Here is a 16,886-nt window from a genome sequence, read left to right on the forward strand (position 1 = left end):
TTCCTGTAAAAACAAAAAATCCCCGCTAAACTGCAGCGGGGTTTTTTACCCAGGGAACTTTAAATTTTTTTTCCGCCAATGAAGTTACTCAAAACTTCTTGACTGTTGTTTAATACTACAAAGTCTGCATCAGCCCCTTCTAAAAGGTGGCCTTTGTCAGATAACCCTAAGTATTGAGCAGGATATAAAGAGGCCATTCTCAATGCCTCAGTCAATGTCACATCAAGTGTGTTAACCGTGTTTCTCACTGCACTTGCCATATCAAGCACACTGCCCGCTAACTCACCTGTTGTTGAATTCAATCTATCACCTGTTCTAATGACCTTACGACCGTCAAAAAAGTCGAATTCCATATCATTAGTACCAACAGGTGGCATTGCATCCGTCACAAGCATAATTTTACCACGTTGCTTTGAACGGATCGCCAGTTTTGCAGATGCTGGGTGTACATGGTGACCATCAACAATAAGACCACACCATGAGTTATCTTCCCAAAGCGCGGCACCAACTACACCTGGTTCTCTTGATGTATATGCCGACATCGCATTAAACAAATGCGTAAAGCCATCTACACCAATTTCAAGTGCAGCCATGGTGGTTTCAAAATCCGCATTTGAGTGACCGACACTGACTTTAACACCTAGGTCAATCAAGCGTTTGATGTCTGCCAATGGCACCGTTTCAGGTGCCAGCGTCACCATTTTTATACCGAGATCCTGTCTTGCATAAATGGCAAATTCTTCTTCAGAAATCGGTCTAATATATTGTTCGCTGTGTGTGCCTTTCTTGGGGTGCGATAAGTGTGGGCCTTCAAAATGGATCCCCACAACCCCGGGTTCGCCTTGCGCAATCGCTTGTGCAGTTGCATCGGCTGCTCGCGCCATGACTTCTACTTTATCAGTAATAAGTGTAGGCATAAGCGCGGTTGAGCCATACTTAGCGTGTGCTGTAACTATGGTTCTCAAACATTCAATAGTTTGTTCCGCGTTAAAAAAGCCGCCACCGCCGCCGTTTACCTGCACGTCAATTAAGCCTGGCGCAACCAAGCCTTCCAGGATCTCAGCTTGGCCTTCACAGTCTTGAGTCGAAAATGAAATTTTTCCATCAACAACCAAAAACTCAACATTATTTTTTAATTTGTGCCCATCAAAAAATTGACTCGCCAAATATTTTTTCATTCTCATACCGCCTTTTCAGACTGCTGCTCGACACTTTGGATTGCAAAGAAAATTGCGCCCATTTCAGGAGGCTGTTTAGGAGATTCAACAATCTTTGCAATTTCAGGGTCAAGCCATTTACGTAATGGTTCAGATAAACCACCTATCATTGAAAGACGTGGCGGATTATTTTCCATCAAACGATGGGCTAATTTACTAATATAGTCAGCACCGTCCCTGACAATATTCAATGCAACTTCATCTTTTTCTTCTGCTGCGGCTAATACAAACCTAGCTAATTGCGCATAACTGCTCGAAGGCTTACCCGCCATTTGCTCAGCAATACCCATCGCGGTTGTGGTATTAAAGTGCTGTTTTAAAGTGTCGCTTAATGTTGTTGTTGGACCTAGCTTGTCAATTGAAAGCAATGCTGCTTTTACCGCTTCAAGTCCCATCCAAGCGCCACTGCCCATATCACCTTGTGCAAACCCATGGCCACCGTAGTTAACAGACACTCCATCAACCATGGCAAAGCCACACGAACCAGTACCCGTAATAATTACAGCGCCATCACCGCCTTCATGCGCACCAATACACGCAGTATGAAGATCAGTTGTTAAAAACATTTGCTTAAATGGGTGATCCCATCGCATTATTTTTTCATGTAGTGCTGGCAGATTTACTCCCGCAAGACCAAGTCCCGCATAGAGATTATGAACTGCTTCAATTCTTAGTCCTGCATCCTGCAGTGCCAATTGAGTCGATACCATAATTGACTCAATGGTTCTTTCAAAACCATGAAGAGGATTAGCAGGCCCACCTAGACCAGTTCCCAAAACGCCGTTTTTGATTGAGTAGATAGTGGCTCGGCATTTTGTACCGCCCCCATCAATACCTATATACAACTGGTCTTGTTCAACCTGTTTAGCCATCATTAAGCGACCCCTAAAAAATAAGATATGAACGCGAATTTGTCCGCGACACAGTATTCAGTCATGTTGATTTGATGTTACACAATAAATGACAGCGTTGTCATTAAGTTTTTTATTATTTTTTCTCAGTTTGAGAAATTTTAATATTGCACACTTTGAACTAATTGTCAGGAAAATTTCAAAAATCAGCCGTGTTTAAATACAAAAAAGCGGCCATATTAAGGCCGCTTTTCGATTTATAATCAGATACTTACTTTACACCTAGTTCTCTTAAGCGCTCTTGCAAATATGAGTCTGCTGTATAACGCTCAGATAATACAACCTCTGGTTTAGGGTGTAAAAACAGCGGTAATGAAATTCGTGATTTATCACTCGCCTTACCCGTTGGGTTGATTACTCTGTGAATTGTAGATGGGAAGTAACCGCCTGAAGCTTCTTGCAACATGTCACCAATATTGATGATCAATGAACCAAAATCACATGGTACATCTAACCAGCTGCCGTCACCTCTTTGAACTTGTAAGCCAGGCTCGTTTGAAGCTGGTAATACAGTTAGTAGGTTAATATCACCGTGTGCTGCCGCGCGAATAGCACCAGGCTCTTCGTCTCCAGTCATCGGTGGGTAGTGTAAAACGCGTAATAACGTTTGATCTGAGTCTTTGATCATATCTTTAAGATCGATCGAAAACTTAGCACGTACATCCTCTGGTGCTTCCGCTTGAACCCAGCTTAATAGCTCAGCTGCAAACTCGTTTGCGAGGCGGTAGTATTCTCTGATCTCAGCTTCAAGCTGAGCAGGAACGCGACCTTTTGGATAAACGTGAAAATATTCCTTAATATCTTTTACAGTAAAGCCTTTAGCGACTTCTGAAACTTCCGGTGGGAAATAGCCGTCTTGAGTGTCCTTGTCAAATAGGAAGTCGTGCTTTTCTTCTGTGTAGAAGAACTCTTGCCAGTTTTTATATATAGACTCTACAAGCTCTTTCGGGATTGGGTGATTTTTAAGTACACCAAAACCTGTGTTACGAAGAGACTCAACAAATTCTTTTGCTGCTGTAGATGACTTATAATCAACTGTAGGTAGCTGTTGCATAATGGTTCCACCAATTTTTTTGCGTGACTTCAATTCAAAACATTAATCATAAGAATTATTTATAATTAATACTCGAACAAAGATATAATATCTTTGCCCGCGAGCTTAGTGAAATAAAGCCTCCCACATAAGGACTTATGTCCTCATCTCTATCGATATTTGTCAATCGTTGATTCAGATCAATCTGAATTTACTGGGATTTCTATTACCCACTCTAACCCTCTTCCCCTATCAAGCAACTGGTAAGCCCCCTTAAGCGCTGAATTAATCAAGTTTGCTGTGACAGGCGCACTCAATCCAACATGACCACTATTACCGCGTTTTGTGGTGTTAAAAGGTTTTAGTAGTTCATCAATAGAAATCCCTTGTAAACCCTCTCCATGATCGTAATACATAAATTCAATGTGCTGTGCTTTTGATGTTGCTTCGATCGAGATTGCTTGTCCACTTTTTAGCTTACCGTGCGCAACTGAATTCTCAATCAAGTTATTAAATACCGACATCAAAATGTCACGATCAGACACAAAACCCGCCTCGACTGCGCTGATCTGAATTTGAACATCTTTCTTTTCCCAAGCCGATTTCAGATCGTTTAAAAAAGCAACCACACTCAGCTTTGTTGGTGTTGTCGGGCGCTCGACCCTTGCTATTTCTTTTAATACTTTTACGAACTGTGCAACACGTGACAAATTGCGCTCACACAAAGCCACGCCTTGTTTAGACTCATCCAACCCATCCTTCAGCTGTTGAGCGCTCAATGTTTCCTGCTCAAACGCATTCAATAATTGCATTACTATACCTTCAAAATGCGTCACTGCCGTGATGGCTGCACCTAATGGCGTATTAATTTCATGCGCAATGCCAACTACCATTTGATTCATTACTTGAGAAAGCTGCTGTTTTACAGCCAGACGATGTGCATCCAATAACTTCAATTGGGTATTTACTCTGGCTAATACTTCTGCTGGTTTGAAGGGTTTAGTGATGTAATCAACGCCGCCGACCTCTAAAGCAGCAACGATATTATCAGTCTCCCGCTCGGCACTGACAAAAATAACCGGGATGTCTTGCGTTTTGGTCGAACTTTTGAGGGTTTTGCATAATACTAAACCATCCATAACAGGCATGTTGATATCAGAAATAATTAATTCAGGTGAGTGTTTATGAGCAATGTTTAATGCAAGTTCACCACTGATCGCAGCAAACACCTTATGCCCTTCATTCCTTAATATCAATTGCAGAATTTGTAGATTTTCTGCGACATCATCAACAATGAGTATTTCTGCCATTTTAGCCCCCTTCTTGCTTTATCCAGCTCCTTCAGACAATTCACACCGCTTGTTAATTACGTGCGTGCGACTATGGTTAATATTAGTCAAGTTTTGGAAAGTAAGTTATGTCAATAAAAACAATGTTTCATTCGTTTTTTATACTACTCCCTGCCCTGCTCGTCATTAGCCTTGTTGTGATGTCTAATTGGGAAAGTAAGATGACAGTTCATGAGCAACAGATTGAACAACTCAACGACCAATACGATGTATTAAATCAACTGCAAACGACCAATTTGGCTTTATTTTTCAGTATTAACACACATATTTCAAAGCAAGATACTACCAAGGCCAATACACTCATTCAGACGCAACTTATTAACTCTAGAGTAACGTTCGATGCCTTAACCGAAAAAACGCGCATTTACCCGCAAGATAATGCTTTAACTCAAGCCTTTAACACTTATAAAGTAATGCAAACACTATACGAGTCCATTGACAAAGGCGCATATCATCAAGCTCAAGACAAGGCGTTAATCGATGTCCATCAACAAACAACCAATGCCATCGATGTCGCAATTAAATCAACCAAACAACAATTACAACAAGCAAAACAACTGCTGCACCAAGGCAGCAGCAACTTGCTCTTTTACCTCTGGGTGAGCCTTATCACTTTATTGCTTTTCGCCTTATTTATTTTCTACTATTTAAATAAAAGATTGATCACTCCTTTCACTTTGTTGCATCGCGCATTTTGTATCGATAAAAATTACAATGGCCAGAGCATTTCACTGCCTGCTGAGCTGCGAGGAGAAGTCGCTGACATTGTTCAAGCCGTGTCGTTGACGTATAGAAAGCTTGATGAACGCGCTGATATTGCAAAAATAAGGCATGCTTTTAGTGAAGAAATTCGCCACTGTAACTCCCCCTCTCAAATGCGCACTTTGGCAGCCAATTTCTTCGCTGATCATTTTCAAAGTCCGAGTGTTTCACTCTACCGTTATGAGGATGAACACTTTATTCAACACACGCTAGTAGGGTTTGCAGCTTATTTCGATGAACAATCTATTCAAGTCTCTAAGCTCGTCTCTGAAAGACAAACACAGGCGTATGTAAGTGAAGGGCGTAATGCGGTGTTACATAAAGATGGGTTAACTCTAGAGTTACATACGGTTTTGTATATCCCGTTGATAATGAGTGACGAGCTGACTGGCACTGTGGTGATCACATTCGCTCATCCGCCTAAAGAAGTACAAAAACACTGCCTCAAACTTTTGTGTGAAGATTTAAGCATACAATTAAGGTTAAGCGAAAATACCCAAAAGCAAATTGAAGCCGAGAATGCGCTAGCAGCGCACCTAGAGCTTACTCTACACATTATTAACGCCATTCCAAACCCAACCTATTACAGAGATAAAAAAGGCACATTTATGGGTGTTAACCGTGCTTTTTTATCTTTTATAGACAAATTTGAAGTCGAAGTAACCGACTCTCATTTGAACGACGTGTTTGATGGACAAACCGCTGCATACTTAGATCATAAATCCCAGCGCACTATTGACCAAAAAGAGGCCCACTCGTTCGCCCTTTCTATGGAGAATAGTCTTAAAGAACCTCGAGAATTAGTTGTTTATGAAGCGCCCTTCTTTGATAGCCTCGGCGAAGTTGGTGGTGTAGTAGGCACTTTCTTAGATGTCACTGAACGTAATGAACTTGAGCGTCAAATGCTCAGCGCAAAGGAAGAAGCCGATAAAAATGCTCAAGTAAAAGGCGAATTTCTCGCCAATATGAGTCATGAAATCCGCTCGCCAATGAATGCCATAATCGGTATGGCACATCTAGCAATGAACTCAGATCTATCGCCGAAACAACTAGGCTACGTGACGAAAATTGACTACGCTGCCAAACAATTACTTAAGCTTATCAACGATATTTTAGATTTTTCTAAAATAGAAGCAGGGAAAGTCGAAATTGAACATATTCCATTTGAGTTGGATAAAGTACTCGATAATGTCACAACCATTGTTGGTATTAAAGCACAAGAAAAGCAGCTAGATTTAGTCTTCGACATCCCTCCTGACTTACCAAACAACTTTCTTGGTGACCCACTGAGACTCTCGCAAGTGCTTATTAATCTTGCGGGAAATGCCGTCAAATTCACCGAAAGTGGCGGCGTCACCTTATCCATTTCCATGCAAGATATTCAAACAGATAAAGCTAAATTAACTTTTTCTGTCAAAGACAGTGGGATTGGTATGAGTACAGAGCAACAAACAAAGTTGTTTCAATCTTTTTCTCAAGCAGATACATCCACCACACGTAAGTATGGCGGAACGGGGCTTGGCCTCACGATTTCACAACAACTGGTAAAGCTACTTGGCGGAGAAATTTTCGTTGAAAGTGAGCTTAATAAAGGCTCTGAGTTCTATTTTACTTTAGCGATGGAAATTAATAATTACGCTTCAACCGCTGTAGAAAAACCACTTACATTCAGTGGTAAAACAGCCTGTGTAATTGACGACAATGAAGATGCAAGAGATATTCTCGAAACGATGCTCCAGTCATTAGGCTTCCATGTCACGCTATTTGAAAGTGGTAAACATTTTGTGGATCAACTAAACCCGACTACTGAAAAATTCGATATCATCTTTGTTGACTGGCATATGCCTGATTTAAATGGTATTGACACTATCGAGTACTTAAAGCGACAAAACCTACAAAATTATTTTGTGTTGGTCACTGCACACGGTCATGAAGTCGGATTCAAAGAAACACACCAAGCCATGATTGACAGCATGCTGTTTAAACCTTTTAACCCCTCCAGTCTATTGGACTGTTTACAGGAGTGCTTTGGTGTCGAAGCTACGCAGCAAGTAAAACAAACACCAATAGAAAACCGTAACGCACTTAAAGATTTACATATTTTGGTTGCAGAAGACCAACCGGTTAATCAAGAAATTGCCGTTGAAATTTTAAGTTTCCATGGCGCGCAAGTCAGCGTCGCCTGCAATGGAGAAATGGCGCTAAAGGCTGTGCAAAATAAACAGTTTGATATTGTACTTATGGATATGCAAATGCCCATCATGGATGGGGTTGAAGCGACAAAAGCCATTCGTGAAACAATCCCTGCTGAACAGCTTCCGATCCTTGCGATGACCGCCAATGCTATGGGGCCTGATATTGAGCTGTGCTTAAATGCAGGCATGAATGGGCATGTCTCTAAGCCAATTGACGTTGAGGGTCTTATAAAATCCATTTTGGACACACTTGCCAGCGACATTCCAAAACAAGCAACTCAAGTTGTTCAACAACCGCAGCAAGATCCTGATATTGACCTAGTTTTAGAAGGCGTAAACATTGCTGAAGGCGTGCAACGGGCCGCAAACAACGAAGCTGTTTACTTTAAGCTGCTTGACAAATTTATCACTCAGCAAGTAGAAGAAGTGATTAATTTAAAACAATCAATCAGCATGGGAAATTTAGAGCTTGCTCTGGATATTTTACATGCGATGAAAGGTGCTGGTGCTAACCTCTCTATGGATTACTTCTCAGAAGTTGCTGCTACTTTAGAAGAACAAGTAAAACAAGACAACATTGACTCTGAGCACATAGACACACTAGCCAATTACCTTCAAGAGCTCAAAGGAAAAGCCGCGTTACTACTAGAGCGGAGCCAAAAGTCTACTTCCCCTAAACAGACATACTCACTCAAAGAGCTTGCTCAAGCTTTAAAAGAATATGACTCAAAAGCGACCGAGATGGTCGAACAAATTGGTTTAAATGAAGGATTAGATGAGGCAACATTAAAAGAGCTGAAGGTGATGGTATCAAGATTTCAGTTTTCCGAAGCCTTTGACCTACTTCAAGTAACAGCCAGTGAATTAGAAAGTTAATATAGCCCACCAATTAACTTAGTGGGCTAATAAAAGGATTAGAGTCCTAGCTCTGCCATGAAGTCATCATCAGCTGCATCTTCTTGAGGTGCAGCTTGTTTTGTCGCTTTAGGTTTTGCAGAAGTAGAGCTTTGATTCGCAATGATGTCATCAGGGTCAACGGCTTCTGCGATATCAAAATCATGCAGCTTTATAAACTCTGTTTTGTCCATTGCCAACTCAAGATAGAAAATATTCTGTCCTTGCGTGGTAAATGTGACTCGTCTTGCTTGCGGTCTATCCATGGTTGTATCAACCGAGATTTGTACCTGCTTATTAATTGCCATCATTTTTGGCTGGTTTTGCGTAATTGAGGTATGTAATTGCTCTCTCACTTTACCCGTGAAATCACCAACAATTTGGTTCATCAATTCACCCATTACATTTGATACATCATCTGATAAGTGGCTTTGTGCAATTTCACTTTCCGGCATGCCCATGTTGCGCATGTAATCTTGATAGATTTCCATCGCTGCCTGCGCGGTAAAATTAGTCACAACGAGTCCTGTAAACCCACCATCAAACAACACAAAACAACCGATATCCGGTCGCATACAGGTGCGCGTAATTTTTTGCACCATCGCAGAATAGGATATTTGATTACCACTCGCCGAAGATAGCACTTCAGTCACTGAATGACACAAGGTTGATAGGATATCTTCTGTACTGACAACTTTATTTTTCGCCATTTTTTATCTCATTTTTTACTTCTTATGACTAATAGTAGCCAAGCTACTCAATTTATCACTGACTATCCAGTATAAAATGCTAAAATAGCGAGATTATTTTTGTATGAGAGTAGTATTGTGACTGGCAAAGACAGTATTTATGCCGCAGAGCAAGAAGTAAAAGACTTTACATTTGACGCCAATGTCGTCGAAGTGTTCCCAGACATGATCCAACGGTCAGTTCCTGGATACGCCACAATGGTCAGTACAATGGGTAAATTGGCGGGTCAGTTTGCGCAAAGTAATTCAAATTTATATGACTTAGGGTGTTCTTTAGGTGCAGTGACGCTCAGCATGCGTCGTAACATCAACAAAGAAAACTGCCATATCATCGCCATTGATAATTCTGCGCCTATGGTTGAGCGCTGTAAAATACACCTGAAAGGCTTTAAATCAGACGTGCCTGTCAGTGTGCAGCTGGGCGACATTAACGACATCAACATTGAAAATGCAAGTGTCGTTGCGATGAACTTTACACTACAGTTTATCCCTCAAGACCAAAGGCAGGCTGTGCTTGAAAAAATCTACGCAGGCTTGAAGCCAGGTGGTGTGCTGCTTTTATCTGAAAAGATAAAAGGCGAAAATGACATTAAAGATAACCTGCTTATCGACCTTCATCATGACTTCAAGCGTCAAAATGGATACTCAGAGTTAGAAATTAGCCAAAAAAGAACCGCTATCGAAAACATCATGCGCACAGATGCTTTAAGCACACATATCGAAAGACTTGAAACAGTTGGCTTTTCTAACACCCAAGTTTGGTACCAGTGCTTTAACTTTTGCTCAATGGTCGCAATAAAATAACGAGGATATTATGAATACTTGGTTTAACGACTTTTACGCAGCCATTGCAAAAAACCAGCTCAGTCATTGGTTAGATACTTTGCCTGCCCAGCTTACACACTGGCAAAAAGAAGCTCAGCATGGTGATTGGCCAAAGTGGGAAAAAGTGCTTAAAAACTTACCTGAGTCAAATACAAGCCACATTAATATCGCGGATCGCGTGGAGTTTGGTTTAAGTGAAGAGCTTTCAGAAGGGCATACAAAGCAATTAAGTCATCTATTAAAGCGCATGATGCCATGGCGAAAAGGGCCTTTTCATATTCACGGTATTCACATTGATACTGAATGGCGCAGTGATTGGAAATGGGACAGACTACTGCCACACATTAGTGATCTACACGGTAGAACAGTGTTAGACATTGGCTGTGGATCTGGATACCACTTGTGGCGCATGAAAGGCGCTGGTGCTGATTTCGTAGTTGGTATTGACCCGTCAGACCTGTTTTTAAGTCAATTTCAAGCGGTTAAACACTTTAATCCAGATCCAAATGTACACTTATTACCATTAGGCGTAGAACAGTTACCTGAGCTTAAAGCATTCGATACGGTATTTTCTATGGGTGTGCTTTATCATAGACGCTCACCTATCGATTTTTTAAGCCAACTCCGTGCCCAATTGCGCAAAGGCGGTGAGCTTGTTCTTGAAACTTTAGTCATTGAAGGCGATGTGAACACAGTACTGGTGCCAACCGACCGTTATGCCAAAATGCGTAATGTCTGGTACATCCCAAGCTGCGATGCGCTCAAGCTGTGGTTAGAGCGTGTTGGATTTAAGAATGTACGTGTCGTCAACAAAGACACTACGTCGTTAGATGAACAACGTAAGACAGAGTGGATGGAAACGGAATCACTCGCAGATTTCTTGGACCCATTAGACCCAAGTAAAACCATTGAGGGCTACCCCGCTCCACTGCGTGCAATATTCATTGCAGAGGCATAAGTAGTAATCTCTTAATATGAAAAAAGCCGCTCAAATGAGCGGCTTTTTTATTGCTTATCCTGCTGGATAAATGTAGCTCGACTGCAAGCCTAAAGGAATGCCTAAGCCCCAATAAGCTAACAAGAAGATGCTCCAACCAACTAGGAAAGCGATAGAGTACGGGATCATAAGAGCAATGAGCGTACCAATACCTGTGTTCTTAACATACTTTTGGCAATAAACCACAACCAATGGGAAGTATGGCATTAACGGCGTGATGATATTCGAACTTGAGTCACCTACACGGTACGCCGCTTGAGTCAAATCAGGTGATAGGCCAAGTTGCATCAACATAGGAACAAAAATAGGGCCTAGCAATGCCCACTTAGCAGAACTTGAACCAACAAATAAGTTCACAAAAGCAGTCAGGAAAATAATACCGACCACAGTGACTGAACTTGGTAATGCCAATGCCTTAAGTACTTCTGCTCCTTCAATCGCAAGCAGTGCGCCAAGGTTAGACTGACTGAATGCACTGATAAATAGCGCACAGAAAAACGCCATTACAATATAATAAGCCATGCTGCCCATTGACTTACTCATGGCATCAATCATATCTTTTGAGGACTTAAAGGTACCAACTAAGAAGCCGTAGACCGCACCAGGTACCCAGAACAGTAAGAAGATTAGCGGTACAATAGACTGCATAAGCGGCGCTGTGAATTCGGTTAGTGAGCCATTTGGACTACGTAGCGCCGAGTCTTCACCACTTGCGGCGTAAACTAATAACGCAATACCTGCTAGCATCACACCAGAGGCAGCCAAAAATGCACGCTTTTCTTTTGCGTTCACTTCATCAAAAGAAGGCAAACTGTTTGTGTCACCATCGATCTCTGTATTTTTTAGACGTGGCTCAATGATTTTGTCCGTGATGTACCAGCCTAATAAGATGATGAACAAACTAGAAGCTGAGGTAAAGAACCAGTTGTTCAGTGGGTTAATTGCAATCTCAGGATCGATAATATGCGCTGCGCTTTGTGTAAAGCTTTGTAGTAACGGGTCGATACCTGATGGGATGAAGTTAGCACTAAATCCACCACTTACACCTGCGAACGCTGCTGCAATACCGGCAAGTGGGTGACGGCCCATGGCATAGAAAATTACACCAGCCAATGGAATAACCAATACATAACCGGCATCAGTTGCTGTGTGGCTCACAATCGCAATTAAAATGATTGATGGAGTCAACAATGCTTGAGGTGTACGCTTTAACATAAGCTTCAAGCCCGTGTTAATGTAACCAGAGTGCTCAGCAACACCAACACCTAACATAGCTACTAAAACAACACCTAAAGGTGCAAATCCTGTGAACGTCTTAACCATGTTGGCCAAGAAACTGGCAAGTGAATCACCGCTTAGTAAGTTATGAACAACGATAGCTTCACCAGTGCGTGGGTCTATCGCATCAAACGTCGTGCTCGAAAAAATCCAAGAAAGGAACCATATCAGCAACATCGCTGACAAGAAAATGATAGCAGGATCAGGGAGTTTGTTCCCCACACGCTCGATCCCGTTAAGAAAACGTGCAACTGCCCCACTCGGCGCTGCCGCTTCTGGTGATTGACTCATAATTATTCCCAAACAGTAAAATTAGCTAACTTTAACTTAACAAAGCGAATGAAAGCAATCAATCGTCCCTGAATAACCAACTGGTTGATTACTTAACGTGCAAAAGCAACAAAATTTGCCTCAAGTGCACAAAATTTAGCAGGTACGGCTATACTCTTTTAACGTCCGTGTAATTACCTTAGTTTGATGTCCAGCATCAAGATGGAAGAACTATGATAGAGATAGATAATGTCGTTCTTAATGATGTAGAAAAAGGTTTTTCTCTCCCACCAAAACCAGAATTGCTCACACATTTACATGAACTACTCCAATCAAGCGAGCCAGAGCTTGGGCAAATTGCAGATTTAATTGCCACAGATGTTGCAACGTCTGCTGCAGTTCTAAAGGTCATTAACTCTTCATCATATGGCTTTTCACGAACAATCACAGATATTCGCCAAGCAGTCATGTTTCTTGGTTTAAATAGTGTTACACATTTAGTGACAGGCTTTTTATTGAAACAAGCGTTTGATCAATCACGGTGTTGCATCAGCTTGGAGCGATTTTGGGATACCGCAAACGAAATTTCGGAAGTTGCGATGATTATCGGACGCAAAATCCCAGTAAAAATCCCACTGGAAAGTCTCCATATGCTGGGTCTATTTCACGATGCAGGGATCCCAGCAATGGCGTTAAAATTTGACGACTATGCTAACGTACTCTCTTGCGCAAATAGTAACTACGACATGTTACTAATTGACCAAGAAGAAGCGATTTACAACACGAATCATGCCACAATTGGCTATTTTCTAGCAAATAGCTGGAACCTCCCAAAACCGATTTGTAAGCTTATTCTCCGACATCATGATATGGAGTTTTTCAAAGAAACCCATGACGTTGAACATGCTTGCACTATGGCCACACTCAAAATGGCCGAGCACCTTGTTCAGGTCAACAAACGTTTTGTGTCAGTACCCGATTGGGCGTATATCAAAACCGATGTACTGCATTTATTGGAATTAGACGAGGATGCATACCAAGATATCAAAGATGATGTCGAGGAAATATTTAACTAAAAACACACCATTCAACACCATGGCATGCTAAAAACACTCTCCTTATTTAGCTTGCCGTGTTCACTTTTTATTAACCATCTATTTGGTTCAACACTGCATGAATTTTAAATAAATGTAAATGAACATGCATTTAACACTTTGATTATGTTTTTAAAACGATTAGAATAGCGAGTTCCAAAATTAACTACAAACAGAGTATTTTTTCAGCAGCGGTAATCTATTCGTGGGCTGATTAAAGGAAAGCGAGTGCATTATTCAGACCTAAAAATTGCAATAGTCGACGATAACAGCGACAACATAAGATTTTTAGAAGCTTTATTAAATAAACAAGGCGTGTCTCATGTTCGTTCTTACCGCTCTGGTCAGGCGTTTGAGCGTTCTGCTAAACAAAATACTTATGATATTGTTTTTTTGGATAATCGAGTAGACACAATAAAGAATCTTTATGACCTCGTTAGTGAGCTGGTTTACAACGAAACACTGCCCCCCACCACTAGGCTGGTGTATATGGCAAAAAGGCAAAGTGCATTCGACTACGCTTGTGAATATCCATTTCACAGTAACCAGCTGCTAGAAGTACCGTATACGCCGCAGGATCTCGCTACGATATTAAAAGAACATACGTTACAAGTTAAAGAGTTCAAACTTGCTTACCAATTTATTAGGGCTAAAAAATACAAAAAAGCCTTATTAAAACTAAAAGAGTTACGTAACCAAGAGTACCCAAACTATTTAAAAAAAGCGCGTAATCAGCTACTTGTCAATTTATTGCTCAAACTTGGGCATTATTCATTAGCAAAAAAACTGCTTTTACCATTGGCTGATCGCAACATCCAGTGGGCAAAGTGGTCATTGTTCCATGTTAACTATGAGCTGAAGGACTTTGCAGCGTGTAAAGCATTTTTGTCTGAGCCGCAAACTCGACAAGACTACCCTATTCGCGTTTTTTATTGGCAGATATACATCGCTTTCCAAACAGATAACCGGGATCTAGCAACAGCTCAGGTGCTGGCATTTCCAGTTGAAGATATGTCACCGAGTATGTTTCGGCTAAGCCTAATGGTATTACATGTCTGTAAAGAACATGATGCCATTGATAATTTAATTAAACGCAAAGAACGTACTTATAGCGAAGACCCAGCCCTATCTACTCTACTCTCTGCCTTGTCCATTAAAATACGCTTTTTGGAAACATTAGACATAAAAGATACAATTGACCCTAAAGTACTTAAGTCAATTCAAAATGACCTGAAATCTGCCATTACTCGCCACGCATCAAACATGCAAAAATACTGCGCTGACGAATTCAACTTACTGCTGATCATGATGATGCTGTTAGAGGGCAAAGACACCGATGCCAGCGCTAAACTATTACAGCTCAGTCAAAGCATGTTAGACGACCCAAGTGTTGCAACCATCATTGCTTTTTTATTCTACCTTGTGAATGATATGGATCACTCAAAAGAAATGCTGTTCAATGCACACAAAGCGCTTGGCAAGCAACATAGGAATAGTCATTACGTATTAGCGGGCTTAATGCACCGTGAAGTGTTCGCAAAAATTTATAAAGATGAAACCGATCAGCAAGAAGCTTATATGATGTTTGCCTCTCGACTATTTGATTCCGGTGAATATAGAGACACGATCAAAATGTGCAGTAAAGCATTACGTAGCGGTATAAACGACCAAGCACTAAATGATTTGTTATTACGTTCGAGCCGTGAAGCTGGATTAAAAGAACAGGACTACATTCATTATTTAAACCTCGGCAAGCCGCGAGTGACTATTGTCAGTTAATTTACTTTAATCTTTCTTTACTAGTTTATGCTTTCAAGATCCAATCGCCACTGTAAACAAGCTTTATGTGATCTTTACTAAACCCATCACGCTATTTGTACAATCAATCGTAATTTCCTTGCGTCCCTATTCTGACTCTGATTAGACTGTTTTTTAAAAATAAAAATGATAAGAAGAAAATATGTTTAAGCAGACATTACTCAGTACAGCCTTCATTCTAAGTACAAGTAGCGCGTTCGCGAATACACTCATCCTCAAAGCTGACGCCGCCCTTGACGTCAGAACAGGTAAACTTATTAAGCCAGCCACGGTTGTTGTCGAAGATAAATCCATCGTATCCGTGTCAGAACACACACCCCAAGACTCGATTAGTTCTGATGCCACAGTCATTACATTAACAGGCCACACCTTAGTCCCTGGGTTATTCGATATGCACGTTCATCTAACAGGAGATGCAAAAGTACATGGCTATGAGCGGCTTCGTAGAACAGTGCCTCGTTCAGCGATAACCGGCGCGATTAACGCGCAGCGAACACTCGAAGCTGGTTTTACATCTGTTAGAAATTTAGGTGCGTCAGGGTTTGCTGACCTTGCTATACGCGACGCCATCTATGATGGTGATATACCTGGCCCAAGAGTCTTCGCGTCAGGCCCCGCAATCGGAATTACTGGTGGGCATTGCGATAATAACGCGTTTACACATGAGCATCGTGTAACTTCTGAAGGCGTTGCAGATGGCCCTTGGGCAGTTCGCCACAAAGTGCGTGAAAACGTTAAATACGGTGTGGATGTTATCAAATTTTGTGCAACGGGCGGTGTTATGTCCAAAGGCACAAAAGTTGGTGCTCAGCAATATTCGTTTGAAGAGATGCAAGCATTAGTAAACGAAGTACATATGCGAGGGCTGACTGTCGCCGCTCATGCGCATGGAACAAGTGGGATCAAATCATCAATTCGAGCAGGCGTTGATTCTGTAGAGCATGTGAGCTTTTTAGATGACGAAGCGATACAACTGGCGCTTAAACATGGCACTTATTTCTCGATGGACATTTACACCACCGAGTACATTTTAGGAGAAGGCGCCAAAGCGGGTATACCCGAGGAAAGTCTGAGAAAAGAGCGCCAAGTGGGCTCTATTCAACGTGATAGCTTTTCTAAAGCCGTTAAAGCAGGTGTAAAAATGGTATTTGGATCTGATGGGGGTATTTATCCGCATGGCGATAATGCAAAGCAGTTCAGCCGAATGGTCCAATTTGGTATGACAGAGTTGCAAGCACTGCAAGCCGCTACTATTAATTCGGCGACATTACTTAAGCTAGAAGACCACCTTGGATCTTTAGATGCGGGAAAGCTTGCCGATATCATTGCGGTACCAGGTAACCCATTAGATGACATCACGGTGATGGAAGACGTCACACTTGTTATTAAAGACGGGAAAGTTGAGGTTGATAGACGCGTAACGCAGTAAATCCTGAACATCACTTTTTAGCACCGTAGATAAAAGTCGAGAAGATATTTACAGCTTCAGTGCGA

The 16,886-nt window shown here is 41.5% G+C and carries 12 protein-coding genes; 6 read left to right on the forward strand and 6 right to left on the reverse strand.

Going from position 1 to position 16,886, the window contains the following annotated elements:
* Positions 1-59: 59 nt before the first annotated feature.
* From nagA to JF50_RS08635, 4 genes are all read right to left on the reverse strand, one after another.
* Complete coding sequence (gene nagA, locus JF50_RS08620; RefSeq protein ID WP_039609053.1) at positions 60-1,184, reverse strand: N-acetylglucosamine-6-phosphate deacetylase; 1,125 nt, start codon at positions 1,182-1,184, stop codon at positions 60-62.
* Entirely contained in the window at positions 1,181-2,092 is a 912-nt protein-coding gene (nagK, locus tag JF50_RS08625; protein ID WP_039609054.1) for an N-acetylglucosamine kinase, read from the reverse strand. The genes nagA and nagK overlap by 4 nt, the downstream gene beginning before the upstream one ends.
* A gap of 247 nt (positions 2,093-2,339) precedes the next feature.
* On the reverse strand, positions 2,340-3,182 hold the full coding sequence (locus tag JF50_RS08630; protein WP_039609055.1) for an isopenicillin N synthase family dioxygenase: 843 nt from the start codon (positions 3,180-3,182) through the stop codon (positions 2,340-2,342).
* 179 nt (positions 3,183-3,361) lie between these two features.
* The gene (locus JF50_RS08635) at positions 3,362-4,471 is read right to left on the reverse strand and encodes a response regulator (protein WP_039609056.1); all 1,110 of its coding nucleotides are present in this window, start codon (positions 4,469-4,471) and stop codon (positions 3,362-3,364) included.
* A gap of 107 nt (positions 4,472-4,578) precedes the next feature.
* Between JF50_RS08635 and JF50_RS08640 the strand changes: the two genes are divergently transcribed.
* Complete coding sequence (locus JF50_RS08640) at positions 4,579-8,343, forward strand: response regulator (RefSeq protein WP_080760176.1); 3,765 nt, start codon at positions 4,579-4,581, stop codon at positions 8,341-8,343.
* Positions 8,344-8,381: 38 nt separating this feature from the next.
* Here the strand turns inward: JF50_RS08640 and JF50_RS08645 are convergent, their stop codons facing one another.
* On the reverse strand, positions 8,382-9,071 hold the full coding sequence (locus JF50_RS08645; RefSeq protein WP_039609057.1) for a DUF3334 family protein: 690 nt from the start codon (positions 9,069-9,071) through the stop codon (positions 8,382-8,384).
* A gap of 117 nt (positions 9,072-9,188) precedes the next feature.
* Here JF50_RS08645 and cmoA point away from each other — a divergent pair, with 117 nt between their 5' ends.
* The gene (gene cmoA / locus JF50_RS08650; protein WP_039609058.1) at positions 9,189-9,914 is read left to right on the forward strand and encodes a carboxy-S-adenosyl-L-methionine synthase CmoA; all 726 of its coding nucleotides are present in this window, start codon (positions 9,189-9,191) and stop codon (positions 9,912-9,914) included.
* A 10-nt stretch (positions 9,915-9,924) separates the two neighbouring features.
* Positions 9,925-10,893 (forward strand): tRNA 5-methoxyuridine(34)/uridine 5-oxyacetic acid(34) synthase CmoB, encoded by a 969-nt coding sequence (gene cmoB, locus JF50_RS08655; protein ID WP_039609059.1) that lies wholly within the window; start codon positions 9,925-9,927, stop codon positions 10,891-10,893.
* A 54-nt stretch (positions 10,894-10,947) separates the two neighbouring features.
* On the opposite strand, the gene JF50_RS08660 is transcribed toward cmoB, so the two are convergent.
* Complete coding sequence (locus tag JF50_RS08660) at positions 10,948-12,501, reverse strand: AbgT family transporter (RefSeq protein WP_039609060.1); 1,554 nt, start codon at positions 12,499-12,501, stop codon at positions 10,948-10,950.
* A 212-nt stretch (positions 12,502-12,713) separates the two neighbouring features.
* On the opposite strand from JF50_RS08660, the gene JF50_RS08665 reads away from it, so the two are divergent.
* The 3 genes from JF50_RS08665 to JF50_RS08675 all read left to right on the forward strand — a co-directional run bounded on the left by JF50_RS08665 (position 12,714) and on the right by JF50_RS08675 (position 16,821).
* Complete coding sequence (locus JF50_RS08665; protein WP_039609061.1) at positions 12,714-13,556, forward strand: HDOD domain-containing protein; 843 nt, start codon at positions 12,714-12,716, stop codon at positions 13,554-13,556.
* 246 nt (positions 13,557-13,802) lie between these two features.
* On the forward strand, positions 13,803-15,353 hold the full coding sequence (locus JF50_RS08670) for a response regulator (protein ID WP_039609062.1): 1,551 nt from the start codon (positions 13,803-13,805) through the stop codon (positions 15,351-15,353).
* 181 nt (positions 15,354-15,534) lie between these two features.
* A complete protein-coding gene (locus tag JF50_RS08675; protein ID WP_039609063.1) occupies positions 15,535-16,821 on the forward strand; it encodes a metal-dependent hydrolase family protein in 1,287 nt (428 codons plus the stop codon).
* The last annotated feature ends 65 nt before the right edge of the window (positions 16,822-16,886 follow it).

The organism is Pseudoalteromonas luteoviolacea (assembly GCF_000814765.1).
Lineage (GTDB): Bacteria > Pseudomonadota > Gammaproteobacteria > Enterobacterales > Alteromonadaceae > Pseudoalteromonas > Pseudoalteromonas luteoviolacea_H.